This window comes from Lentzea chajnantorensis, assembly GCF_054300775.1.
In genome coordinates, this window is sequence record NZ_JBSDZT010000002.1 from 1427352 (window position 1) to 1452402 (window position 25051).

At 67.2% G+C, this 25051-nt stretch carries 23 protein-coding genes; 13 read left to right on the forward strand and 10 right to left on the reverse strand.

Annotation, left to right across the window (positions count from 1 at the left end):
- Positions 1–6 precede the first annotated feature (6 nt).
- Positions 7–1200: a hypothetical protein gene (locus ACVDFE_RS07690; RefSeq protein WP_360396789.1), complete on the forward strand. Its 1194-nt coding sequence runs from the start codon at positions 7–9 to the stop codon at positions 1198–1200.
- A 16-nt stretch (positions 1201–1216) separates the two neighbouring features.
- Here ACVDFE_RS07690 and phoU read toward each other — a convergent pair whose 3' ends face one another.
- The 5 genes from phoU to dusB form a co-directional block, all read right to left on the reverse strand.
- Positions 1217–1882, reverse strand: a complete 666-nt coding sequence (gene phoU / locus ACVDFE_RS07695) for a phosphate signaling complex protein PhoU (RefSeq protein ID WP_360396791.1) — start codon at positions 1880–1882, stop codon at positions 1217–1219.
- Between the two features lie 72 nt (positions 1883–1954).
- Positions 1955–5356, reverse strand: coding sequence for an LCP family glycopolymer transferase (locus tag ACVDFE_RS07700; protein ID WP_458430027.1), 3402 nt, complete (start codon positions 5354–5356; stop codon positions 1955–1957).
- Positions 5357–5657: 301 nt separating this feature from the next.
- Complete coding sequence (locus ACVDFE_RS07705; protein WP_458430028.1) at positions 5658–6503, reverse strand: GGDEF domain-containing protein; 846 nt, start codon at positions 6501–6503, stop codon at positions 5658–5660.
- Positions 6504–6644: 141 nt separating this feature from the next.
- On the reverse strand, positions 6645–7097 hold the full coding sequence (locus ACVDFE_RS07710) for a hypothetical protein (protein WP_360396797.1): 453 nt from the start codon (positions 7095–7097) through the stop codon (positions 6645–6647).
- Positions 7090–8217: a tRNA dihydrouridine synthase DusB gene (dusB, locus tag ACVDFE_RS07715; protein WP_360396799.1), complete on the reverse strand. Its 1128-nt coding sequence runs from the start codon at positions 8215–8217 to the stop codon at positions 7090–7092. Before dusB ends, ACVDFE_RS07710 begins: the two co-directional genes overlap by 8 nt.
- Before the next feature lie 170 nt (positions 8218–8387).
- Between dusB and ACVDFE_RS07720 the strand changes: the two genes are divergently transcribed.
- Together ACVDFE_RS07720 and ACVDFE_RS07725 are read left to right on the forward strand one after the other, a co-directional pair.
- Complete coding sequence (locus ACVDFE_RS07720) at positions 8388–9065, forward strand: DUF4241 domain-containing protein (protein WP_458430029.1); 678 nt, start codon at positions 8388–8390, stop codon at positions 9063–9065.
- A 59-nt stretch (positions 9066–9124) separates the two neighbouring features.
- Positions 9125–9607, forward strand: coding sequence for a DUF6328 family protein (locus ACVDFE_RS07725; protein WP_360396803.1), 483 nt, complete (start codon positions 9125–9127; stop codon positions 9605–9607).
- On the opposite strand, the gene ACVDFE_RS07730 is transcribed toward ACVDFE_RS07725, so the two are convergent.
- Positions 9572–10264, reverse strand: a complete 693-nt coding sequence (locus ACVDFE_RS07730) for a hypothetical protein (protein ID WP_458430030.1) — start codon at positions 10262–10264, stop codon at positions 9572–9574. The genes ACVDFE_RS07725 and ACVDFE_RS07730 overlap by 36 nt on opposite strands.
- A 384-nt stretch (positions 10265–10648) precedes the next feature.
- On the opposite strand from ACVDFE_RS07730, the gene ACVDFE_RS07735 reads away from it, so the two are divergent.
- On the forward strand, positions 10649–12046 hold the full coding sequence (locus tag ACVDFE_RS07735; RefSeq protein WP_458430032.1) for an MDR family MFS transporter: 1398 nt from the start codon (positions 10649–10651) through the stop codon (positions 12044–12046).
- Positions 12047–12824: 778 nt separating this feature from the next.
- On the opposite strand, the gene ACVDFE_RS07740 is transcribed toward ACVDFE_RS07735, so the two are convergent.
- Complete coding sequence (locus tag ACVDFE_RS07740; RefSeq protein WP_458430034.1) at positions 12825–15053, reverse strand: S8 family peptidase; 2229 nt, start codon at positions 15051–15053, stop codon at positions 12825–12827.
- A gap of 17 nt (positions 15054–15070) precedes the next feature.
- Positions 15071–16078, reverse strand: coding sequence for an AAA family ATPase (locus tag ACVDFE_RS07745; protein ID WP_458430035.1), 1008 nt, complete (start codon positions 16076–16078; stop codon positions 15071–15073).
- Between the two features lie 234 nt (positions 16079–16312).
- On the opposite strand from ACVDFE_RS07745, the gene ACVDFE_RS07750 reads away from it, so the two are divergent.
- On the forward strand, positions 16313–16879 hold the full coding sequence (locus tag ACVDFE_RS07750) for an HD domain-containing protein (protein ID WP_458430037.1): 567 nt from the start codon (positions 16313–16315) through the stop codon (positions 16877–16879).
- Here ACVDFE_RS07750 and ACVDFE_RS07755 read toward each other — a convergent pair.
- Both ACVDFE_RS07755 and ACVDFE_RS07760 read right to left on the reverse strand, forming a co-directional pair.
- Positions 16864–17337 carry an NUDIX hydrolase gene (locus ACVDFE_RS07755; RefSeq protein WP_458430039.1) on the reverse strand — a complete coding sequence of 158 codons (474 nt, stop codon included), beginning with the start codon at positions 17335–17337 and terminating at the stop codon, positions 16864–16866. The genes ACVDFE_RS07750 and ACVDFE_RS07755 overlap by 16 nt on opposite strands.
- 10 nt (positions 17338–17347) lie before the next feature.
- On the reverse strand, positions 17348–18091 hold the full coding sequence (locus ACVDFE_RS07760) for a DUF5919 domain-containing protein (protein ID WP_458430041.1): 744 nt from the start codon (positions 18089–18091) through the stop codon (positions 17348–17350).
- 223 nt (positions 18092–18314) lie between these two features.
- Here ACVDFE_RS07760 and ACVDFE_RS07765 point away from each other — a divergent pair, with 223 nt between their 5' ends.
- The 8 genes from ACVDFE_RS07765 (at position 18315) to ACVDFE_RS07800 (ending at position 25036) form a co-directional block, all read left to right on the forward strand.
- Positions 18315–18704 (forward strand): plasmid replication, integration and excision activator, encoded by a 390-nt coding sequence (locus tag ACVDFE_RS07765; protein ID WP_458430042.1) that lies wholly within the window; start codon positions 18315–18317, stop codon positions 18702–18704.
- Between the two features lie 203 nt (positions 18705–18907).
- A complete protein-coding gene (locus tag ACVDFE_RS07770) occupies positions 18908–19168 on the forward strand; it encodes a hypothetical protein (RefSeq protein ID WP_458430043.1) in 261 nt (86 codons plus the stop codon).
- Positions 19155–19415, forward strand: a complete 261-nt coding sequence (locus ACVDFE_RS07775; protein ID WP_458430044.1) for an AMED_5909 family protein — start codon at positions 19155–19157, stop codon at positions 19413–19415. Before ACVDFE_RS07770 ends, ACVDFE_RS07775 begins: the two co-directional genes overlap by 14 nt.
- Before the next feature lie 438 nt (positions 19416–19853).
- Positions 19854–21323, forward strand: a complete 1470-nt coding sequence (locus ACVDFE_RS07780) for an FtsK/SpoIIIE domain-containing protein (RefSeq protein ID WP_458430045.1) — start codon at positions 19854–19856, stop codon at positions 21321–21323.
- A gap of 26 nt (positions 21324–21349) precedes the next feature.
- Entirely contained in the window at positions 21350–22930 is a 1581-nt protein-coding gene (locus ACVDFE_RS07785; protein ID WP_458434294.1) for a replication initiator, read from the forward strand.
- A gap of 83 nt (positions 22931–23013) precedes the next feature.
- On the forward strand, positions 23014–23142 hold the full coding sequence (locus ACVDFE_RS07790; protein WP_458430046.1) for an excisionase: 129 nt from the start codon (positions 23014–23016) through the stop codon (positions 23140–23142).
- Positions 23142–24323: a tyrosine-type recombinase/integrase gene (locus ACVDFE_RS07795; RefSeq protein WP_458430047.1), complete on the forward strand. Its 1182-nt coding sequence runs from the start codon at positions 23142–23144 to the stop codon at positions 24321–24323. The genes ACVDFE_RS07790 and ACVDFE_RS07795 overlap by 1 nt, the downstream gene beginning before the upstream one ends.
- 308 nt (positions 24324–24631) lie before the next feature.
- Complete coding sequence (locus ACVDFE_RS07800) at positions 24632–25036, forward strand: hypothetical protein (protein WP_458430048.1); 405 nt, start codon at positions 24632–24634, stop codon at positions 25034–25036.
- Positions 25037–25051 lie beyond the last annotated feature (15 nt).

Below are 25051 nucleotides of genomic sequence, written 5' to 3' on the forward strand. Positions count from 1 at the left end.
CCGGGCGTGAGCCCGCAGAGCAAGTCCCGCAAGAAGAAGCAAGGCAAGGCACCCGGCCGCCGGCCGGAGCAGCAGTCCCCGTACGGGGCGCTGCTCGAGTCGGCGGCCGTGCTGCGTTCCGAGTCCTGGTTGCTCGCGGACGCCTGGGCGAGCGAGGTCGTGGCGTCGCTCTGGCTGGGGTCCTGGCGGTTCCCGGAGCCGGCCGAGGCGTTCGAGTCCGAGCACGGGAAGCTGGTCGCGGGGGTGCTGCGGGCCGGTGGTGAGGCCGCGCTGACCGCGTTGCGCGCGCTGTCCGGTGTGTCGTCCGGCGAAGCGGCCGTCGAGGCGGCGGAAACCCTTGCCGCGCAGGGCGTTGCCGAACCGTCGTGGTTCGTCGCCGGTGCGGCGCTGGAGTTCCGCGAGGCGTTCCTCGTCACGAACCTGCTCGGTGACGTCGAGGTCGTCGCGGTCACCCAGGAACGCGCGGGTGCCGTGGAGACCGTGCTCTTCATGCGGCAGCCGGTGCTGGGCGCCACCGCGATCGAGCTGTTCGCGACCCCGGACGAGGGCACCACCGCGTTGCTGGAGGACATGATCTCCTCCGCGCCGGGTGCGTTCCGCGACCGGATCACGCCGATGAGCGCCGAGGAGGCGTTCAGCCGGGTGTGGCCCGACATCGAGCTGTTCTGGAACGAGGAACCCGACGAGGAGGCCGAGGCCGGTCTGCTCGACGACGACGAGGAGGCGCGGCACCCGATCCAGCTCATGGCGCTGGCCGAGGCACGGGTGCGGGCGCTGGTCCCCGACGACTACGAGATCCCCGAGCGGCCCGACCGGACCGACGAGGTGGTCGAGGCGTTCCTGGCGTCCGAGCACGCCACCGCGCTGCCGGACGCGGAGCTGGCGAGGGCGCTCGCGCGCGTGCTCGCCGGGGAGGCCACCGACCAGGACCGCGACCCCGTGGCGTACGGGCCCGCGTCGCTGACCGGTGTGCTGATCCTGGCCGTGGCGGCCCGGCTGCACGTCTCGGACGAGGACCTGGCACTGCTGCCGGACGTCGTGCGGGCGTGGGCGTACTTCACCGCGGACGCGCGCGATCTGCCGCGCGAGGAGGCGCGCGCCGCCTGGGACGCGGAACTGCCCACCGTGCTCGCCGAGTTCTCCGAGGCCTACGCCGATCCGGAGCTCGAGGCTGAGCGCGACGGGCAGCTGCGCGGGTAGCCGTACCTGAAGTTTTCTAGAGGTCGTCGTCGCCACCGTAGCCGGGCATCCGGCCGGTGACGACGAAGACGGTGCGCTTGGCGACCGACACGGCGTGGTCGCCGTAGCGCTCGTAGAAGCGGCCCAGCAGGGTCACGTCCACGGCGGCCGCGACACCGTGCTGCCACTCCTTGTCCATGATCACCGAGAAGAGGTGGCGGTGGATGTCGTCCATCGCGTCGTCCTCCTCTTCGAGGGAACGGGCGCGGGCGACGTCCCGCTCGCGGATGACGAGGGCGGCCTCCGTCGCGAGCTTGACCGCGATCCGGCCCATCTCGGTGAAGTACGGCTGGACGTCCTCGGGGATCGCGGACGCGGGGTGGCGGCGGCGCGCGGCCTTCGCCACGTGCAGCGCCAGGTCGCCCATCCGCTCGACGCTCTCGGCCGCGTGGATCACCGCGAGCACGGTGCGCAGGTCGGTCGCGACGGGGGCCTGCAACGCGAGCAGCGCGTAGGACTGCTCCTCGATGCTGGCGCGGACGTCGTCGACCTCCTGGTCACCGCTGATGACCTGCTCCGCCAGACCGAGGTCGGCCTGCAGCAGGGCAGCGGTCGCGTTCTCCATCGCCTCAGCGACCATGCCGGTCATGTCGGCCAGTCGTTCGGCGAGCTGTTCTAGCTGGTCGGTGTAGGCCTCGCGCATGGGGCTCAGCCTACGGTGCGACCATCGCGGCAGCGACATGCCCGAGTGAACCGCGGGTGAACCCCAGGCGAATCACTTCGCGCAGGGGTCCTGGCCCGCGTTCACAATGGACAGATCACCCTGGTTGCCCGCGCTCTGGTTCTGGTTCTGCGCGGGGGCGTTCCCGCCCGTCTTCGGGTCGACCACCTTGTCGTCGAAGTCGGAACCGAGGACGAGCATCACCGCGCCACCCATCTCCGGGGCCTCCACCAGCTCCGCCTTGGGCACCGCGGCCCGCAGCGTCGCCGCCTTGTCCTCGAAACCCCTGGCGTAGCGGATGGTCGTCTTCGCGGCCCGCTCCGTCGCGTCGCCCTTGAAGGACACCTGGAAACCGACGCCCTGCAACGCGTCCGCGGTGCGGCCGGCAACACCGTCGTTGTCCGGGTCGCCGTTGAGCACCTGGATGAGGACGCTCTTCGGGTCGATCACCGTGCCCTGCTTGGGCGCGGAGCTCTGCTCACCCGGCTTCTGCTCGGCCGGCTTCTCCAGCGGCAGCGGCGTTCCGTCGATGATCGACTGGAAGAGCCTCTTGACGCCGTCCTTGTCCAGCCGCTCGATGTTGTCGTCCGGGATGTTGATGAGCTTGTTGTCGTCGGTCCAGTGCGGCATCGTCACGAACGACACCCGGCCGGCTTCCAGGCCCTGCAACGACTGCCCGAGCTCCAGCAGCTGCGCGACACCGATGTTGTCGCCGACCGTCGACCTCGTGAAGGCCTTGATGAAGTCGTTGAGCCTGCTGGGGTTCAGCAGCACCTCGCTCGACAGGGCCGTGCGCAGCATCGAGGACATGAACTGCTGCTGCCGCGTGATGCGCGCGAAGTCCGAGGCGTCGTCACCCTGGACGTAGCGGGCGCGCACGTACTGCAGCGCCTGGTCGCCCTTGAGGACGTGCTTGCCCGGCTTGTCGATCACGACGCCGATCTCGTTGTCCTTGATCGGCTTGGACGTGCAGATCTCGACGCCGCCGACGGCCGTGGCCATCTCGCGGAAGCCGTTGAAGTCGATGCTGACGAAGTGGTTGATCTTGAGACCGGTCAGCTGCGTCATCATGTTGGCGACGCACTGCGGTCCGCCCTCGGCGTAGACGCTGTTCGCCATGACGTCCTTGGCCGGTGCCAGCGCGTCGCCGTACTCGCCGTTGTCCGAGTTCCAGCTGCGGCAGTCCGGCCGGTCGACGCGCACGTCCCGCGGCAACGACACCACGACCATCCGCTTCCGGTCGGCCGGGATGTGCGCCAGCATGATCACGTCGGACCGGGCGCCCTTCTCGGTCGCCGTCGTGCCGACGTTGTCGCCCGCCTTCGCGCCCGCCCTGGTGTCCGAGCCGACCAGCAGGAAGTTCTCGTCACCGAGCTGCTTCTCGGCCTGCTGCACGGCCTGCGAGTTGCCGCCGAGCGCGTCGATGTCCCTGAACTGCGAGTCGGCCCACTGCATCGCGCCCCAGCCGATGCCGGTGGACGCGAACACCACGGCCGCCGCAGCGATAGCACCGACCTTCGCCGTGCGCATCAGCTTGCGCTGCTGCGGCGTCCGTCCGGCCGGACCGGCCTTCTGGTCGTCCTCCGCGCCGACGACGACGGGGTCGGCGAACTGGGTCGCCTCCTCGTCCTCGCCGTCACCGTCGTTGAGCCACGGCATGAGCTTCGCGCGGCGTTCCTTGCGCTGGCGCTCCTGTTCGAGCAGTTCGTCGTGGACGGCCGAGAACCGCGCGAGCGTGTGGTCCACCTCGCGGCGCTTCTTGACCTCCTCGCCGATGGCCTCCATCTCGGTGGTCAGGCTCATCGGGTCGATGTCCTCGCGCCGTTCCACCTTGGCCACACCCGCCGGGGCGATCTGGGTGGCCTCGGGGCCCTTGTCCTGCGTCGCGTCGTCCTCGGGGGCACCGGCGGGCCGGTCGGCGACGTCGCCGCCACCGAGCCGGTCGGAGACACCGCCGGGAGCGGGCCGCGGCGCGCTGGACTCCGCACGCGTCGGCATCGGGTGCCGGCCGGTCACGTCCCCGGTCGCGGGCCGCTCACCCGGAACGGGCGGACGCGGGATCCGGTTCGCCGAGGGCGCCTCGCCGGGGAGCAGCCTGCGCGGCGCACCCTCCGGTGCCGGGGGCACCGCGTTCGGGTCGGGGCGCCGGATGCCGTTCGACGACGGCGCGTCGCCGGGGTGCCTGCGCGGGCCGCCCTCGGGAGCGGGCGGGCGCGGGATGCCGTTGGAGGAGGGCACGTCGTGCCGGAGCGCCTCACCGGGAACCGGTGGCCGCGGGATGCCGGTGGACGAGGGCACGTCGTGCCTGCGCGGTCCACCGTCGGGCGCCTCACCGGGAGCGGGCCTGCGGCCGTCCGGTGCGGGCGGACGCGGGATGCCGTTCGACGACGGCGCGTCGCCGGGAGCGAGCCGCCGGGGCGCACCACCGGGACCACCGGGGCCGTCGAGCCGGCGCTGCACGCCCTCGGCGTCCGCGGGAGCACCCGGAACGGGACGCCGCATCGTGCCGCTGGGGGGGCCGTCCTGGCGGCGCGGCGCACCGGTCACGTCACCGGGCCGGGCCGCGGGGTCCGGGCGCCGCTGCGCACCGGTCGCCTCGCCGGGCCGGGGTCCGCGCGGAACGCCGTTCGGGTCTGCCGGGGGCTCCGGTCGCCGGACCGGTCCGCTCACGTCACCGGGACGCACGCCCGGTGCGTCGGCCGGCGGAACGGGACGGCGCACCGCACCGCTCGCCTCGCCCGGCCGCACGCCGGGAGCCGGTCGCCGCGGGGCGCCGTTCGCGTCCGGCCGCGGTCGCATCCCGGTCTGCTCGCCGACGGGCGGCGGGGTCTGCGCGGGCCGCGGTCGCGTTCCGGTCTGCTCACCGGTGGGCGGTGGGGCCTGGGCAGGTCGTGGGCGCGTTCCGGTCTGCTCGCCGACGGGTGGCGGGGCTTGCGCAGGTCGCGGTCGCGTTCCGGTCTGCTCACCGGTGGGCGGCGGGGTCTGCGCAGGTCGTGGGCGCGTTCCCGTCTGCTCGCCTGCGGGCGGGGTCTGCGCGGGCCGCGGGCGCGTTCCGGTCTGCTCGCCCGGACGGACACCGCTCTGCGGCGGTGCCGGGGGCGCTGCCTGCGGCGGGTTCCGGTCCGGTCGCGGCCGGGCACCGGTCTGCTCGGCACGGCGGTCACCCGGCGCCGGGCGCGCGGGCGCACCGTTCTGCTCGGGTTCGGGCCTGCGCCGCCGACCGGTCTGGTCGGGTGCCTGGCCACCGGTGAAGCCCTGCGGCGGAGCGGGTTGCCGCTGGTCGGCGGGCGGCTCCTGCAGCGAGCGGCGGCCGGTTGCCGCGGGCGGGTTCTCTGGCAGAGCACGCCTGCCGGTAGTGGAAGCGTCGGGCGAGCCGGGCGGGACGGGCCGGGGGATGTCCGTCCTGCTGTGCTGCTCGATGAGGTCCGAGACGCTCAGGCCCCCAGAGCCATCCATCGAGCGACGTCTACGGCCGGTCGGCTGGTCGTGCTGGGGATCCTGATCACCGCGGGAAGAGGGGCCGCCACGTCGGGGGTCGTCGGGCACCCAATCTCCCTTCTGGGTCAGAAGCGCTTTAGCGGTTCGCTATTACGAGTTGACGACGACCGGGACACAAGGGTTGCATCACCGGGCGTGTCAGTTGCGCCCGCGATACTACGGATGTAGCCGTCTTCTGACGACCACTCCGGGTGATACGAGTTCGATCTGTACGCGATTACGCGCAGTCCGCTTGCCCTGAACGGGTGAGCTGGGTCACTCAGCAGTAACCGAGAACACGTGTTTCAGCGACGGCACGCCGCCCGGAAGCGGCACCGGCGAGGCGAACCCGGCCGTCCGAACGGTACGCCACGGCGTTGCGGCCCGACTGCTTGGCCGAGTACAGGAGGCTGTCGGCGCGCAGCAGCTGCTGCTCGGCGCTGACCGGCGGCCGCTGCGGAGCCTCGTCCGCGGGCGGTTCGTAGGCGAGACCCGCCGAGACCGTCACGCGCAGCCCGGGAGCGATCTCGTCCCAGGGGTGACGCTCGACACGTTCTCTGGCCTTCTCGGCCACCTCGACGGCCGCGGCGGCGTCCACCCGCGGCAGCACGAGCACGAACTCCTCGCCGCCGTAACGGGCGCAGAACGCACCTTCCGGCAACCCCTGCTGGAGCAGCTCCACCACGCGCTGGAGCACGCGGTCGCCGAGCAGGTGGCCGAAGGTGTCGTTGACCTGCTTGAACCAGTCGAGGTCGATCAGGGCGATGGCGAGCCCGTGCCGGCACGCGCCGTGCTCGGCCAGCAGGTCCATCAGCTGCTGGTCGAGGTAACGGCGGTTGTAGGAGTCGGTGAGGCTGTCGCGCAGGCTCTGCTCGCGCGCCTCCGCGTGCTCCCGGCGCAGCCGGTCGACCTCGCGGCGCAGTTGCTCGGGGACGTGCGGCTCCTCCTCCTGGTCGGCCTGGACGAGGTCGAGCGCCGAGCGCAGGTGCTGGTAGGCCTGGCGCCACTGACCGCGGGAGGCGAGCAACCTCGCGATGGACTCGTGCAGGCCGACCAGTGCGGGCCCCTGCCCGGCAGCGGCGTCGGCCGGCTCGGTCTCTGCGATTTCGGGTCGCAGCGCGGTCATCGCGATCACCTCCTTACTTGCCAGGTGTCGTCTCCGAAGAGGCGGCGCTTGAGCAAGAAGGACGGGTGGGGGCGGGATTTCCCCCGTCCGGTTGACCGGGGCCTGCTCCGATCCAGTGAGCTTGGGAGATCAACAACCCGCTCAGCCACCGGGACAGGGGGCGAACCCGTAGACCTCGTCGTCGAGGAGCACCACGTGCAGTGATCCGATTTGGCTGCCGACGACCGCGTCCTCCTGGCGCAGCGTCACCGTCACGGCGACGACGTACACGTCCCCGCGTGGGTGGGACTTCTCGCCAGGGGGTGCCCAGTCGGCGTCCATCCGAAGCGTCGACCAGGTCGGTTCGACCTTCAGGGTGGCGCCCCGCAGGTTGCAGGTCTTCTGCTTGAAGTCCGGGTGCTGGGTGTCCTTGAACAGCGCGGCCTGCTGCTCGGCACCCTCGTCGCCGGCCTTGTTGACCCGCTCGTAGTACTCGCGGAACTTCGCGCGGTCGCCGTCGGACAACGACACCGGCCGTGCCTTGCCCGCGACGGGACCGCCGCAACCCGCGAGCAGCAGCAGGGAGACCAGGAGAACCGCCGCGCGCTCAGCCACCGGAGTGCATCACGTCCGCACCGGCGGGAACGGTCGCGTCCTCGGGGTCGTCCAGCCACCCCTCCGGCAGCACGACCTTGGCGGCGGACCCCTGCCGCCCGCGCGGCCCCTCGGCGTTGGCCGGGAACGGCACGTCCGCGTCCAGCTGACCGATCAGGTCGTCCAGCTCCTGCAGGCTCGACACCATCGCGAACGCCCGCCGCGTGTCCCCGCCGACCGGGAACCCGTGCCAGTACCAGGCCATGTGCTTGCGCAGGTCGCGCAACCCCTTGTTCTCGCCGTCGTGCGCCGCCAGCAGCCGCGCGTGCGTGCGCAGGACCTCGGCCACCTCGCCGAGCGACGGCCCCGGCGGCACCTCCTCGCCCCGGAACGCCGCCTGCAGGTCGCGGAACAACCACGGCCGCCCGAGGCACCCGCGCCCGACGACCACGCCGTCGCACCCGGTCCGCGCCACCATGTCGAGCGCGTCCTGGGCGCTGAAGATGTCGCCGTTGCCCAGCACCGGAATGCTCGTCACGGCCTCCTTGAGCCGCGCGATCGCACTCCAGTCCGCCTTGCCCGAGTACCGCTGCGACGCGGTGCGCGCGTGCAGCGCCACGGCCTGCGCACCCTCGTCCTGCGCGATCCGCCCCGCGTCGAGGTAGGTCAGGTGGTCCTCGTCGATGCCGATGCGGAACTTCACCGTCACCGGCATGTCCCCGGCGTTGCGCACCGCGGCCCGCACGATCTGCCGGAACAGCTCCCGCTTGTACGGCAGCGCCGCCCCGCCGCCCTTGCGCGTCACCTTGGGCACCGGGCAGCCGAAGTTCATGTCCATGTGGTCGGCGAGGTCCTCGTCCACGATCATCTTCGTGGCCTCGCCGACGTTCTTCGGGTCGACGCCGTAGAGCTGCATCGACCGCGGGTTCTCCCCCTCGTCGAAGGTGATCATGTGCATGGTCATCGGGTCCCGCTCGACCAGCGCACGCGCCGTGATCATCTCGCAGACGTAGAGCCCGGCCCCGTACTGACGGCACAGCTGCCGGAACGCGACGTTGGTGATCCCCGCCATCGGCGCGAGCACAACGGGCGGGTCGACGGCGTAGGGGCCGATCTTGAGGGTGGGGGCGGACACGACCACCAGGTTACGGCACTGACCTGGCCGGATCTTCGCCGATGCGCGTCCCCCGTCGCGGAAGTGCCTGCCGAACGCCGATTTCCCGGAGCCCGGCCGGATCGTCGTGGTGGTGGTGCCCCGATCGGGTGGTGCACCCCTTCTGCCAACATGCCACCTGGAAAGGAGACCGAAGCGTGGGGGCGAGTCAGCTGATCAAGACCGGGTTCGAGCTCTTCTTCGAGGAAGGTCCCATCGGCAGACCGACCGGTGGTGACGAGCAGCAGGTCATCAGCGTGCGCGAGGTCGGCTTCCTGGCCATGCCCACCGGTCGGCTGGTCGCGGCCGACCCGTTCGTGCTGTGGCCGGAGGACGCCGAGCCGTTCACCGCGACGTTCGAGCCGGGCAAGTACCCGGTCGCGGTCTCCCTGGTGTCGTGGCTCGACCGCGACGGGTTCCCCGACGTGCGCCAGGGCTACCGGGTCGCCGCCGCCAAGCTGACCGTGCGCGACGAACCCGCCTACGTGTGGGAACCGGCCCTGGTTCCGGGCGAGCACGTGGCGCCGATGCTGCCGGGCCAGCGCTTCGGGTACGAGGTCGAGTCGAGCACCGGCGCGTTCTTCGACCTCTCCGCGGCACCCGCCGTCGACCGGCTCGCCGGCGACGACCAGGGCGGCTGCGAGCTCATCGACGCGCTGAGCGCGGTCGGCGGCGGTCGCGGCCCTGCCAACGTCACCGACGTCGAGTCGGGCCTGAACGTGGTGGCGTTCTCGACCGGCTGGGGCGACGGCGTCTACCCGACGTGGGTGGGCCGCAACGCCGCGGGTGACCCGGTCGCGTTCGTGACGGACTTCTTCGTGATCAACCGGTTCTGAGGGGCTGGTTCGCCCGGTCGCCGCGTTTCGAACGGGGATGACCGGGTATGCGGGAAGGCGTGAGCGAAGCCGAGGAGTCCGATCAGCACAGGCTCGCGCGCAACGTCAACGAGCTGCTGCAGGAGCTCCGCGTGGCGCAGGCCGGTGTGCAGATCCTGTTCGGCTTCCTGCTCTCCATCGCCTTCACCGACAAGTACTCGACCGTCGGCGCCTACGTCCGCGTCACCCACCTCGTCACCGTCCTGTGCGCCGCCATCGCCGTCGCGTTCCTCACCGCCCCCGCCGCCTGGCACCGCGTGCTGTTCCGCCAGGGCCGCCGTGAGGACGTCGTGTCGTCCGGCAACACGTTCGCGTTGGCGGGCCTGGGTTTCCTCGCACTGGCGATGACCGGCACGGTGCTGCTGCTGGCCGAGGTCGTCGTCGGCGGCTGGCCCGCGATCCTCGTGGGCGCGGTGGCGTTCCTCGTCTTCGCCGGCCTGTGGTTCGCCTGGCCGTTCGCCTCGCGCTCAGCCGAGCGTGCTGACGAACGCGAGCGCCCCTAACCCCACCGCGACCGGCACCGCCAGCACGACCGCCCTGCGACTCGGCCGCGGCAGCACGCGCAAGGTCCTGACCCCCAGCGGGACCAGCGCGACGCACAACCCGGCCGTGCCCACGACCGACAGCACCTCCGCACCCTTCAACACCCCCAGCGGCAACAGCCCCATGGCTGCCAACGCCACCGCCCTCACCGGCCCGAGCACCCCACCCAGGTAGGCGCCCACCGCCAGCACGCACCAGCCGAACACGATCGTGAACGACAGGTAGCTGAACAGGTGCAGGTCCCCGTACCCGTCCGCGACCAGCCGCGTGGCCTCCTCGACCCCGCGGTGCCGCACCGCGCCGAACGCCGCCTGGTCCACGCCCGCGTGGAACGTCCGGGCGAACAACCCCACCGTGACCAGCACCCCGCCCCAGGCCGCCCACACCGGCCGCCGCCCCGCGACCTCGGCCACCGCGGGCCACATCACCACGTGCCCGGCGAGGAACGCCGTGTAGGCCGCCGTCATCAGCCCGGGGTGGTCGGCGGCGGCCCTGAGCTGGTCGGGGAAGAAGAAGTGGAACGGCGACCGCAGCAACGTCCCCACCAACAGCAGCACCGGCCCCAGGACCAGCGCGACACCGGCGGTCCACCCGTTCGGGAACACCTCGTCCGTCATGGTCGGCAACGCTGCCAGCGCGGCCGTTCCCCGTGATCGGCCCGTGGTCCGACCGCCCGCCCGCCTCGGACCACGGTCCGAGACCGTTGTCCAAAAGATTTTTCGAGCGGTCTGTCGATCGGCGTTCCCCCAGTTCGACGTACCGGTGGGCGGACGAGCGCCGGATCTGTCGGAGGCGGAATTCGGGTGAGACGAACGCGGCGATGAGGAACACTCGGACCCACCGATGAGTTCTACCTGATCTGCCGGTCTCAACCGGCGTCGACGACGACGCCGGCGGCCTTGGCCGCGACGCGACTGTGCCAGCCAGCTACCTAGTGAGGGCCTGACATGCCTGCTGCGATCCAAGACCGACCGACCGCGCAAGCGAGTCGAACACCACTCGTGGTGCGCCTGCTGGTGCTGGCGACGTTCGTGGTCATCCTCAACGAGACCCTGATGATCAACGCGATCCCGCGCCTGATGGAGTCGCTGCACGTCAGCGAACAGGCCGCCCAGTGGGTCTCCACCGCGTTCATGCTCACCATGGCCGCCGTCATCCCGATCACCGGCTGGTTCCTGCAGCGCGTCACGACCCGCCAGGGCTACCTGATCGCGATGAGCGTGTTCATGGCGGGAACCGCGATCTCCGCGGCCGCGCCGACGTTCACCGTGCTGCTGATCGGCCGCATCGTCCAGGCCGCCGGCACCGCCGTGATGATGCCGTTGCTGATGACCACGCTGATGACCGTCGTCCCCGAACAGGACCGCGGCCGCGTGATGGGCAACGTGACCCTCGCGATCTCCGTGGCCCCGGCCATGGGCCCGGCGATCTCTGGCCTGATCCTGCAACTCGGCTCGTGGCGCCTGCTGTTCGTCGCAGTCCTCCCGATCGCCGGCGCCGTGACGTACTTCGGCCTGCGCCAGCTCACCAACATCGGCGAACCCAAGGTCAGCACGATCGACTGGCTCAGCGCAGCCCTGGCGACCGTCGGCTTCGGCGGCCTGGTCTACGGCCTGAGCCTGTTCGGCGAGGGCACCGACCACCTCGGCCCGACCATCGGCGTCGTCGTGGCAGGCGCCGCCACCATCACGTTCTTCGTGCTCCGCCAACTCCGCCTGCAGCGCACCGGCGCCCCGCTGATGGACCTCCGCACCCTGAGCCACCGCACGTTCGCCCTGGCCCTGATCCTGATGTGCGTCGCGTTCCTGGCGATGATGGGCTCGATGATCCTGCTGCCCCTCTACCTGCAGAACCTCCGCGGCCTCACCCCACTGGAAACAGGCCTGCTCCTCATGCCCGGCGGCCTCGCCATGGGCCTCCTCGGCCCCACGGTCGGCAAGGTCTACGACCGCCTCGGCAGCCGCCCCCTGGTCCTGCCCGGCTCCATCGGCATCGTGCTTTCGTTGGCCGGCTTCACCCAGATCTCCACCACCATGCCGTACTGGCAGATCCTCGCCCTGCACGCACTGCTGATGGTGAGCCTGGCCGCCACCTTCACCCCGATCTTCACCCTCGGCATGGGCGCCCTGCCCCCCGACATGTACCCGCACGGCAGCTCGATCCTCGGCACCCTCCAACAGGTGGCCGCGGCCCTGGGCACCGCGCTGGTCGTGACCGTGATGTCCGCCCGTGCCAGCTCGTTGGTGGCCGACGGGGTCGCGGCCGGTGCGGCTCAGCTGAGCGGCATGAAGATCGCGTTCGTGGTGGCGACCGTGCTGGCCGCGGCGACCATCGTGGTGGCGGTGCTGCTGCCGAGCCGGGCGTCTGCTTCGGCTGGTGGAGGTGTGGCGCACCACTGATCGTGGGTGGTTGTTGGAGGCCGACGTGCTGGTTGCACGTCGGCCTCTTTCGTTCGGTGGCGCTCTTGCGACGCGGTGCAGCATCTGGGGGTGTGGTGGGCCGCCAGGGACTCGAACCCTGAACCCGAAGAGTAAGGGCCTTCGCTTGGCGTTGTTCGTCGATCTTCCTCGACAGTGCTCACTACCTGCGCGGATACAGTCCCCGATCTGAGCACTGTGGACAGTCGCATCTCGATGCTTGTCGTCGTTTTGTGAGAGTTAAGTGTGGGTTGATCTTGGTCTTCTAGAGCCGTCCACACGCCTGCCATCATCCCGACACTGAGCCTCGAACGCGGCCGGTGATGCTGGGTCAAGGTACTCGTTCCAGCCTTGACGCGGCGTCGCCGGCCGTTGTCATGCTCTCGGTGTCGGGGTGGCTCGGCCTGGTGCCCGTCGAGCATTTCCGCGGCTTCGTCTGGGGCCTCATCGGTGGCAAGGCGGCGCAGCCGTCGCGGCAGCCGAGCGCCGTGCCCAGCCGGCTTGTGGTGACCGCGCTGGCGCTCGTCGGGGGTCGGGGACGCTTCAGGCTTCGGGGCGGGTGAGCCGTCAGCTGGCGCCTGAGGCCAGGCGCGCAGCGCCGCCCGGCCGACCGGCGGAGCGAAGCGGATGCCGGGAGTGCCGGGATGAATGCTGGTGCAGCGCAAGACCACACGCGCCGCCAGCGGCGGCGCCTTGATCCCGTAGAGCGAAATTCGGCAGTACCTCCAGGTCCGTGGCAAAGATGCGGCACAATACGGCCTTACGTTTGGATCGGGATCTCGATTCGTGGTCGGAACGCTTCGAGTCGGCCGACGTATGTGCGCACCACTTGGTCATAGATATCCGGTGTCTTGGCCGATCGAACGGTGATCACCAGTGCATAGCGGATTCTGTCGACTCCGCTTGCAGCCCCGCCGCCCGTGCGCGCATTGTGATGAATGTCGAATACTGGTCGGTAGAGTGACGATCCGCGGAACCGCTTACTGCGGTGGAGTGTCGTCTCCCACTTCTGAGCGTCATTTCGCAGCGTCCGCTCATTGTCGTAGTCGCTCCGCTGAAAGAATGAGCTTGAAGTCGGCTCGGTCGCGGCGTCTTTGAACTTTCCTGCGTGCGGACGAAACACAACTTCTAGTCCACTTCGGGTATAGCTTCCTGGATCTTGTGGATCCACCGCTGTGGCGTAGCAGAACGTGGCATCCACAGTCACGAAGCCGCTGAGGGAGGACTCGGGGAGAGGGAGTAGGGCGCGTAGATACTGGCTAGGATTTAGTTCTCCCTGATAGACAACACGAACCGTCCCGTCAGGACAGACGACGAGATCGTCAATCCGACTAGGAAGCCGGCCCCAGCCAACTTCTGACTTATCCATATTTGAGCTGTCGGCGCCGTGGATCAAGAGCGTCTTGAGAGCCAGTGGACTGAGCCGCTCACCAAAGTGGGCGCGGACACCAAGAGCCATCCGCAGTGCTGCTGGTGAAGCGAATGATGTCCCTAGCGTCATAGCCAACCTGGGCGCGTCGTTAGGGCTATATACAATGAACGGTTCGCGCTCGACTCCGCCGAAGTGGATAACATCTGGCTTTATGCGTCCAGGGCTTCGGCCTGGTCCAAAAGCGCTGTACGGTGCCCGCTTCCATCCGTCTTTCTGACTATCTGCGGCACCGATAGCCATTGCGTTGACGGCATCAGATGGGACCTGAATCCGCCGCTCCTCTTCGAGAACGCCCACGTTTCCATTGTTGCCAACGGCAATAGTAGCAAGTGCGTGACCGTCAGAGAGGTGTTCGTCAAGAATTGCAGTCCACGGATGAACCTCATCATCCTCAATTGAGAGGCTGGGGCCTATGCTCAAGTTAAAGAATTCATAGTTTCGCTCCGCCAAAGCAGCTTGGATCCGTCGAAGTGCTGTGTACAGTTCATACGGATCCTGCGTTGACTCCTCATCGAGCACTCGAAAATTGTCAACGACGGCATACGGTTGAGGCGCAGCCTCTCCAGGAGTCAAGCTTCCAAACAACAAGGCGGATGTGACATCGTGCCCGTGACTGCGGAAATCTTCGTTCGGCGTGGAGGTTCCGCTAGGCTCGATCGCGGCGACCCAACGCCCAAGTGAATGTTGTTCCGGAATCCCGCCATCGAAAACTGCGACGCGGAGGTCAGGGTCTACTGCGTCAGCGTCGGGAAGAGCGCAAGGAGACAGCTGAGGCATGGCGCGTGCGCGCTCGATAGTTGGGATATTCCTTAGGCGCGGCATAGGTCGCGCGACGCGCAGAAAGGCGAACTTGGCCAGCTCGGGAAGCGTGTCGCTATCCCCTAGTTCGACAGGTACAAAGCAGAGCCCGCCCGCATGTAGGCGCTGTTCGAAGTGCGGCCGTGCCCCCAAAGTCAATGCATAGTCGGAAAATGCCTGCAAGATGTAAATGGCTGATTGACTTGCGCTGGCATGTAGTACGACTTCAAGAAGCGTTCCAGACGGGCTGCCATCGATTCGCAAGCGCTCAGAAGCTACCGGTGCTCGTACGGCTTCGATCTTTCGGAGCTGTTCGCGCGATGTTGCCCCGAGGTTATATGCTCCACTTGACATAGCGGTTGCCCACCTGTCGAATGCTTCACGACGACCAGCGACAAATAGCTCAGTCGTAGCTGCCGGCTCAGGGTCGATTTTCTTCGACCACTTCTCCGGTTGAATTTCTGCTGGGCGACTTCCTACTTGACGAAGATTGAAATCATTGAGCAGATTCGCGGGGTGATATGACTTCGCAATCCATTGCGGATGAAGGGTCACCACTCCAACGGCTTCATTGTTTGGGCACGCGCCTCTGGGAAGCGAGTCTAGCGACTGTGCGGCTGTGGTGATCATTGGTGTTAGCCGTGCGACAGCCTGATCAAAGGTATACGAAGGTTCATTTCCGCCACCTCCTCCCGGCGGAATTATGCCTTCTGTTAGTCGCTCGCCGTATCCGAGGAGAAACTTTCTGTTATCCGGCATGATTGCTCCTCATCTTATTACTTTTGACGCTTACGCAAAGTGTCGCGACTAACGCCCGTCAGTTCGCTGGTGCGCCGCTGCGAGATCTGGGTTTCTTTCATTAGGCGCATTGCAAGTTCGACTCTGCGAGTCGTTGGTAGTGTCACCATCTGTTCTTTAACTCTTTCGAGTAGCGCCTGTTCGACTGGTATCTGCCCGATCGCCGCGAATCGTCGCGCTTGGGTGACTTCGCGCTCGATGTTGCTAAACGACATTCCTATGCAGAGCTGAGAAAGTACTTCGATTAGCTCGGCATCGATTTTTTGTTCACTCAAATGATGCTGGAGTGCCGTCCTGATTTCGTCGACTCCAGGGAGTGGAAAATCGATCGTCATTTCGAATCGCCGCCAGATGGCGGGATCGAGAAGCTCGGCGTGATTTGATGCCGCCAGAAGTAGAGATCCCTCAGGCCAGTTGTCGATCTCTTGTAGAAGAACCGTGACGAGCCGCTTAAGTTCTCCAAGTTCGGTCGCGTCGTCTCGGCGTTTCGCAACAGCGTCTAGCTCGTCGATTAGTAGTACGCTGGGGGTTGATTTTGCGTAATCAAGTACCCGGCGGACATTTGCTCCCGTGCGACCAAGGAAGCTGCTCATCACTGATGATAGATCTAGTGTGAGCAGAGGTAGCTTGAGCTGAGACGCAAGCCATTGTGCTGAAAGAGTTTTTCCTACGCCTGGGGGGCCAGTGAATAGGGCGGTCCTAGTTGGGGCTAGGCCTACGTTGAGAAGCGGAGTGGGATTTGAATATTCCCGTACGATCTGATCAACTCTTTTCCTAACTGCTTCGCTAAGGATCGGAACGATAGGAACAATGTTGAGGTCGTCGTGTCTGATCAGAGGCAGCCTCGACTCCTGATCAACTGGCTGCGCCATCGCAGCCGCTCGACCTTCAACGCCTCTCATGGGGCTCTCGCGAAGCATGTCGATCAGTGACGACGCAATAAAAGGGCGCGAGTCGCGGTAGCGCCTGGCCAGACGGCGCAGCATCGGTGGTACCTCGACCGTCCGTCCGGACAGGGCGAGCTTGGCCAACTGGACTAGATCTTGGTCGACTCTGCCGGAGTCGTCCGGTTCTGTGGGAGCGCGTTTGTCCTGCACAGAGTGATGCTAGCAGCATCAGTGGACTAGCTGTAGATCATTTGGCCCAAAGTCGCCCACTTTGACGAGATGGTGCTGGTGGGCTCAAACTTCTTGGGGCGTAAGCGTTGTAGCGTTGCGCAGATGCAGCTGATGAGTTGGGCGCGCTCACTGGTGGACGACATGCTGCATGTCTCGCTGCCTAGGCGTTGGAGACATGTGAACGCGGTCGCCAAGCGTGTGACCGTCGTCGAGGCGCTGGTGTCGTCTGAAGACGCGGAGATGCTGAAGGCTGCGGCTCTACTGCATGACATCGGTTACGCACCTGAGCTCGCAGCGACGGGCTTTCATCCGCTGGACGGTGCCAGGTTTCTTCGTGACCAAGGAGCACCCACCCGGCTCTGTGCCCTCGTTGCTCACCACTCATGCGCGTTTCGAGAGGCTGAGTTCAGAGGCCTGTCGGCTGAGCTCACCGAGTGGGCAGATGAGGAGGGGGTACTTCGAGATGCGCTGTGGTGGGCCGACATGACGACGAGTCCTGATGGTGAACCCATGAATGTGCAGGACCGTATCGAGGAGATTCAAAAGCGCTATGGCCCAGAGTCGTTGATCACTCTGTTCATCCGCGAGGCCCGTACTGACCTGGTAGGCGCGGTGAATCGGACCGAGGAGCGGCTCCGTGTCGCTGGGTTGGATCAGACCGCGAAGTAGGGCATCGATCGGTCCTCGAACCCGTGCTCGATCCGAAGCCGGATCGACGGGTGGATGTTGAGCGCGTCAAGGTTCCCGCGGCTTACCCAGTGCACCTCGCTGGACTCGTCGCTGGTCCGCAGCTCGCCGCCGATCACTCGCGCCCGGAAACAGATGGAGAACTGCTGCCGCACCTCGCCATCCGTGTACGCGATGACGTGCGCGGGATCGGAGTACACGCCGATGATGTCGACAGGCTCGACGTCGATCCCGGTCTCTTCCTTGACCTCGCGGATGACGGTGTGGCCGATCGTCTCGCCGACGTCCTGCGCTCCGCCGGGGATCGAGTACAGGTCGTTGTCGGTGCGGCGGATCATGAGCAGCCGGCCTTGCTCGTCCTGCACGAAGGCCGTCACCGCCACGACGATGTTGGTCGCTTTCGGTGCGTTCGGGTCGTTGTAGTGATCAGTGCGAGCCATGCCTACCTGCCTACCACTTCGGCGGCTTTGCGCCATCCCAGACGCCCTGGAAGCTCTCGGCGTACGTCTCGAACAGGTCGCCCCCGGACAACCGCCGCAGGTGCAGGACCGGTGCGTGAGCTGCCATGAAGCCGTGCACGTGCGTGTTCACGAGCATCTCGTCATCGAACCTGTAGATCGAGTTGTAGAGCGTCGTCCCGTGAAGTCGGATCTCTACGCCGGACACCTGGGTCAACGGCTTATAGATTGCGAGGGCGTTCCGGATCTTCGCGCCAAGCGTGGTCTTGCCGATGCCCTCTTCTTCGCTGCGGCGCGCGACTTCTCGGCTTGCTGGGTCCCCGAGCAATAGCCGGATCTTGACGCCGCTCTCCGCCTTCTGGCGAAGCGTCTTGATCAAGGCTGGGTTGTCCACCAGGAACATGCCGGCGTAGACCAGGATCGAGATGCTGATCTTGGACTGCTCGATCAGGTGTCCCCAGATGTCCTGCGGCACGGCGTGGCGGTGCGCGTAGACCTGCACGACCTCGGACTCGTTGATCTCTTTCTTCTTCTCCGGCGCGACGGCGTCTGGCCAGAGGTAGGTCTCCGTCTCGCGGACCATCGCGGCGATGGCGTGCCGGTGGCGCGGGTACGGCGTCCGGTCCTGCGTGATCCACCGTTCGACGGTCTTTGGGTCTACGCCGGTTGCCTTGGCGACTTCATCGAAGCCCAAAGTGTTGCGCAGCAACGCATCCCGCAAGCGTTGGTTCGGCATGACCCACCTCCGTACAACTAGGGACGACTTCAATGTAGTCGAGACGTCTGTAGTTGTCCTGATGTGTGGTGTTGACGTCCTGCCGATTCGTCGAAAGTCGTAGGTCTCGAAACGTCGGAGAACAGCTCCGACCGGCACGAACGACAGGAGAGCGACGATGGCGATCACAGGTGGGAGCAGGCTCCCGGCGGGTCACGACTTCGTGTTCCCGAGGGGCGCACTCGTGATGAGCGTCGAGCCGGTGCTCAAGTTCCAGTCAGCTGAGGACCGCGCCAAGGGGCTCCCCGTTGAGCAGGAGGTCGACAAGGACAACGGGTTGCTTGTGTGGTCCGTCCTCGTGATCGACCAGGCTGCGGAGCGCAAGACGGACGCGGCGGTCACGGTCAAGATTTCCGCACCCCACCGGCCCGTTCCGCCTGAGGCGATCCCCGGCACGGATATCCGACCTGCCGTGTTCGAGGGGCTGACGGTCACGCCGTGGATCGATGACAAGGGCTGCCGTGGTGGGCACGTCGGTGAGCGTCACCGCTGCCGGGCGAAGCTGGGCTACAGCCTGCGCGCCACCGGGATGAAGGCGGCTGTCGCGGCCAAGCCCGCACCCAAGGCGGCGTGATCCGTGGCCGACTTGATTCGCCTGCACCTGACGGCGAACCTGCCGATCCGGGTGGAACCGCTCGTCTTCGCTGGACGGGTTGAGTTCCGGCTGGGCAACGCGTTCCCGGCCGTCCTGGTGGTCGACGCGGAGGCGCTGCCTCGCCTTGCTGAGGCTGTCGCTGAGGGACAGGCGGCTCTCGATGCGGCTCGGGGTGGTCAGTGATGGGGTTCAACGCCACCTGTACGCCCGGGCAAGACGCGGGCGCGGCCATGATCCGGGTGACGCCTGAGGTTCCGGCGCTGGCCATCTACCTCGACCCGGTCAACATCGCGATCCAACTCCCGCCCTTTTCCGGCGGCTCGGACGTGCTAATGCGGTTCTGCCGCGAGTTGTCGCGAGAGGCAGCCAAGCTGGCTGACCACCTCGGCAACCAGGAGGGGCGTCACGCGCTGGCGGAGGAGGCTCCTGATGTCCGCGGCTGAGGCCATGCACTGGGGAGTCGCTGAGCAGGTCCGGACGCTGAGCGAGGCGCACGACGTGCTGAGCAAGCTCATGCCCAACCCCAAGGCCGCTCCCGCCGTCCTGCGGGACTACTACCTCCGCTCGGCCGCTGTTTACGCGCGGGTCGCTGAGATCGATCGCAGCCACCACCACGAAGCCGTCTACTGGGCGAACCGTGAGCGCGAGAAGGGGGAGGCGATCAAGGTCACCGCGACGGAGAAGAAGTAGCAGAAGTCCTTATTGGACAGAGCGCGTGACTCTGCTGGGTCATGTGGCGATGCCGCACGTCTTGTTGCGGTGCAAAGAGAACGTGAGACGCAGGAGCGGAACCCGGCTACCAACCTCGCCGCTCCTGCGTTGTCCACCCAACTCGGGAGTGAACAAGATGAGCGTAGAGCCTGGGCGCATTCCTGCGCCAGACAGGGCCACGAAACAACTGCTCTGGGATCGGATGATCTCCAGCAAGCAGACGGTCTCCAGCTACGTCGTGATGCTCGACGGCGGCAGCCTGGAGACGTTGGAACTCACCGCTGCTCAGGCTGAGGGCTTCGAGTGCCTGACCTGCAAGTCACAGCACACCACGGAGTCGGGAGCGTTCCGGCCTGTTGGGCGTATCCCGAGTATTGGCACCGTCTGTCAGTGCCTCAAGTGCGCTGGCGGTGCGCGATGAAGGGCAACCGATGGGTCGATCCCGCACCGTTCGAGGGTGCACGTCCGCAGGTTCCCTGGTGGGTGTGGCTGCCCGGCTGGGCCAAGGTCGTACTCGCGCCGTTCGCGCTGCTTTGGCTGATGGTGCGCCTGGTGGCGAGGCTTGCGGTTCTCGTCGTGCGGTACCCGCTGGCAGTCACGCTCGGCCTCGGCGGCTATGCCGGCTACCGGCAGTTCGGACTGTCGCCGCTGGTCCTGGCGCTGCTGTCGCTCGTGTGTGCGCTGGCCCTCTGGTACGGCTTCGACCGAGAAACGTTCCTGCGGCACGGCTGGTATCGGCTGCTGACGGAGTGGCGTCGGCTCACGGTCTACGTACCGCAGTGGCGCACCGTGATGCGGCTGGCTGAGCTGACCAAGGACAACCGGGGGAAGGAGTACCGGCCCAAGCTGCGTCGCGTTCGGTCGGAGGGCTGGCGAGACAAGGTGCGCGTGCGGATGATTCCTGCGCAGTCGCCGGAGCAGTGGGAAGCACGACGGGACAACCTCGCGCACTCGTTCAACGCCCGGTCGTGCCGGGTGCGGGTGCGGGTGCTCAAGCCGCGCGTGCTTGAGCTCGACTTCATCCACTCCGATCCGCTGGCGCGGCCGGTCGTCGTGCCGCCGCTCGCCGATGTCGGAGAGGTCGACCTCAAGCGCGTGGCCGTCGGCCGGACCGAGACCGGGAAGCCCTGGCGGCTGAAGCTGCTCGGCTCGCAGGTCCTCGTGGTCGGTGTGCCTGGTGCGGGCAAGGGCTCGGTGCTGTGGTCGATCGTGTGGCAGCTTGCCCCGGCGATCAAGGCTGGGCTCGTCCGCCTCGTCGGCATCGATCCCAAGGGCGGGATGGAACTGGGCCAGTGTCCGGACGCATTCGAAAAGGTCGTCTACGACAACGGGCCGGAAGCCGTTGCCCTGCTTGAAGAAATCGCCGCAGAGGTTAAGGAACGTGCGGCTCGTTACCGGGGTATTCGGCGGCTCCGGGCGCGCAGTACGGGTGAGCCGTTCACGGTCCTGATCGTGGATGAGTTGGCGGATCTGATCGCCTATCAGCCAGACCGGAACCTCCGCGAACGCGCTACGCGTGCGGTTCAGACGATCACCTCGCAAGGACGCGCACCCGGCTACGCCGTCGTGGGCCTGGTCCAGGACCCGCGCAAGGAGGTCGTGAGCTTCCGGCACCTGTTCACCACCCGCGTTGCCCTGCGCCTGGATGAGCCGGTGCAGGTGGACATGGTCCTGGGCGATGGCGTTCGGCAACGTGGTGCGGCTGCTCACGAAATCAGCGAGAACACGCCTGGCGTCGCCTGGCTCAAGGAGGACGGGGAGCGCGAACCGGAGAGGGCTCGGGCCTTCCATGTCACGGATGCGGACTTGGTCGAGCTGGGCGTCTACCTCGCCCCGGCCACCGTGCACGAGTTCCCGACCAGCGGTGAGGGGAGGGCGGCGGCGTGACCGAGTACCTGACTCGCTCGGAGCGGATGAAGCAGCCGGCCGCGCTCGATATCGTTCGAGCCGTCGCTGAGGAGCACGGCGTCTGTGTCCGGCCGTTGGCCAAGGAACGGATCGACCTCGACACCGGACGCGTCGACATCGTCCCGGTGCCGTGCGGCTCGACAGTCGCGAGTGTCTGCCCTACCTGCGCGGAGAAGAACCGGCGTCTGCGGATGGCGCAGTGTCGTGAGGGATGGCACCTGACGGAGGAGCCCGACTTCACGCCGGACGCTCCGAGTGATGATCAGCGGGAGCTGACCGCCTTCCGGGCTGACCTCGTGAAGGCCTTCCGCCTGGCCCTCGATGAGGGTGACGAGGTCGGGGCGGAGGAGGTCCGGGAAGAGGTCGCGGAGGTCGACGCCGAGCTTCGGCAACTCGGAGTCCGCGGTTCACTCCCCTCCCTGGAGGTGCCGCTCAAGGCAGCTCGGAAGCGGTCGACCAGGCGTCGACAGGACGCGCCCAACCTGCCTCGACGGCCGGTCAGCAAGCGCACGGTCGGGAAGGTGTTCGGAGGCAAGTACCAGCCCTCGACATTCCTCACGCTGACGCTCGACACCTACGGCAAGGTCCGCAGCGACGGCACGCCCGTTGACCCGGCGACCTACAACTACCGGCGTGCTGCTCGGGACGCGGTGCACTTCGCGGCGCTGCTCGATCGGTTCGTCCAGAACCTGCGCAGGTGCGTCGGGTGGGAGGTCCAGTACTTCTCGACCGTCGAGCCACAGCGGCGACTTGCTCCGCACTGGCACGCGGCGGTTCGGGGCTCCATCTCGCGGGCAGAGCTGCGGGCGGTCGCTGAAGCCACCTACCACCAGCTCTGGTGGCCGGAGCACGACGAGATCAAGTACAGCGGCGACCACCTGCCGGTCTGGGATGTCCGGGCCAAGGGCTTCGTTGATCCGCAGACACGGAAGACCCTACCTACCTGGGAAGACGCGCTCGACCAGGTGGAGCGGCCCGCCCACGTCGCACGGTTCGGGGTGCAGGTGCAGGTGCACTCCAAGGGCATTCTCGGCGGCACCGAAGAGGCCGGCCGCCACATCGGCTACCTGACGAAGTACCTCACCAAGAGCATCAACGAGTGCTTCGAGGCGCAGACCGCACGGCAGGAAGACCACGCCGAACGGCTTTGCGCTGAGCTCGCGGTCACGCCCTGCTCGCCGAACTGCCCGATCTGGCTGCTCTACGGCGTCCAGCCTCGCGGGGCTCGGCTGTCCACTGTGCCGGGCAAGTGCAAGGGGAAGGCGCACAAGCGGACCACGCTCGGCGTTGCTGGGCGGCGGGTGCTCGTGTCGCGGAAGTGGTCGGGGAAGTCGCTCGCCGATCACAAGCACGACCGGAAGACGTTCGTTCGGCAACTGCTCGCGGACGTCGGCATCAAGCCCGAGGACCAGCCACAACGGGTCATCTGGAACAACGTCGAGCCCGGCGACCCGAGCGTGCCGCCTCGAGCACACCTGCTGCTGAGCGCGGTCGCTGAACGGCGGCGGTGGAAGGCCGAATACACGGCCGCGCTACTCGCATCTGCCGGACCTCCGGGGAGTTCGGCAACTCCGCTCGCCGCTTGATCAAGGGGGAAACATCATGGAAGCAAGCCGATTCGAACCACTGTGGGACAGTCAATGACGTTACGGCCTACCTGAACGTTCCAGTGCACACGCTCTACGGCTGGAGGACCAAGAACTACGGGCCGCCCGCTCGGCGCATCGGCAAGCACCTGCGGTACCTGCCGTCCGAGGTGCGGAGCTGGTTCGAGCATCTGCTTGAGGAGGCGGCCTGATGGGACGTCCGCCTCTGGACCTCGGCACGTACGGCGCGATTCGTTGCTATGAAACGGATTCTGGCTGGCGTGCGACCACGAAGTATCGCGATTACGACGGCAAGACGCGGCCGGTCGAGCGGTGGGGGAAGACCAAGAGTGCCGCAGAGCGGAGCCTCAAGAAGGCGCTCGCTGAGCGGAAGGGGCCGTCCGGCAGTTCGCTGACGCGCGAGAGCCGGTTCAAGGAGGCCCTGGACCAGTGGTTCACGAAGTTTCAGGCGCTGGCTGACGCTGGGAAGAGGTCTCCGAGCAGCGTCGACACGTACCGGAGCATTATGGATCGGCATGTGCTTCCTGGCCTCGGTGAGCTGCGGATTCGTGAGATGACGGTGGCTCGGGTCGACGCGTTCCTCGGGGCGTTGTGGCGGTCGGTCAGCGTGGACACGGCGAAGACGGCTCGGTCGGTGATCTCGGGGGCGCTGCGGATCGCTGTCCGGGACAAGGCGCTGGACACGAACCCGGTCAGAGAGGCAGAGCCGCTGGAGGCCGGCCGCAAGAAGAGTCCGCGGGCGCTCACGCTGGAGGAACGGGTCCGCTGGCTGGAGATGCTGGAGTCGGATCCCAGGGCCGTGAAGCGGGATCTGCCTGACCTGTCGCGCTTCATGATGGCCACGGGCGTCCGCATCGGTGAGGCGCTGGCCGTCTACTGGGAAGACGTCGACTTCGATGCTGGCACGGTCGCCGTGAACTACACGGTCATCCGGGCCAAGGACATCGGGCTGATCCGGAAGTCGACCAAGACGGAGGCCGGTGAGCGAACGCTCCTGCTCCCACGATGGGCGCTCGACATGCTCCAACGGAGGCGCAAGACCACGAGCTTCCCGGACGGGCCGGTTTTCCCGGACGCCCTCGGCGGGCTCCGCGACCCGTCCAACACCCGCAAGGACCTCCGGAAGGCGCGAGGCGGGGAAGAGTTCGCCTGGGTCACCTCGCACGTCTTCCGGAAGACGGCGGCGACCATCCTTGACGAGGCGGGGCTCTCCGCGCGGCAGGTCGCGGACCAGCTCGGCCACGCGCGGCCGTCCATGACGCAGGACACCTACATGGGTCGGAAGCTGGTCGACCGGCGGGCCGCTGACGCCCTGGAGGACGCGCTCGGAGGGCCGAAAGACGATCAAGCGGAAGATGACGAAGTTGAATGACCAGCGGTTTTGTGTGGGTTAAGTGTGGGGAGACCCGGACAAAGCGAAACCCCCAGGCCTGTGACCTGGGGGTTTGGTGGGCCGCCAGGGACTCGAACCCTGAACCCGAAGATTAAAAGTGTCCGGGAAAAGCCGTCGGAATCTGATTGAAAGCGCCGCTAATCAGCGTTTCCGCAGGTAGGGGGCCCGCTAACCTGTCGCCGAGCGTCGCCGGAAGTTGGTAGTCAGTGGAACGCGCGGGCTCCCTGGGGGCTCCCGTAACGCCTGCCGCCCGAGATCAGAGAAACAGGACTGATGAGGGAGGACGCATGAGGAAGATCGCTCTGCTGCCCGCTGCCGTGCTCGCGCTGCTCGGCGGGTGCGGCTCGACGGCGGACACCGGTGCCGCGCCGGCGAGCTCGGCCAGCACCACAACCACGACGACCAGCGCACCGACCACCACGACGACGAAGACGAGCGAGCGCCCGCAGCCCGAGCGCCTGTTCCTCATCGTCATGAAGGACAAGGGGTACGCCAAGACCTCGCTTGACGAGACGCTGCTGCTGACCGAGGCTGACCTGCACTGCCGGTCGCTCGCGGATGGGCTCACCCGGCAGCAGATCCTCAACGCGGCGGGCCTGCCGGGCTCGACGGCGCGGACGAGGTCCGAGGCCGTGTTCTTCGCAGCCGTCGCGAGCTTCTGCCCCGAGCAGTCAGCGAAGGCCACCAGCTAGTTCGTCGACAAGCTC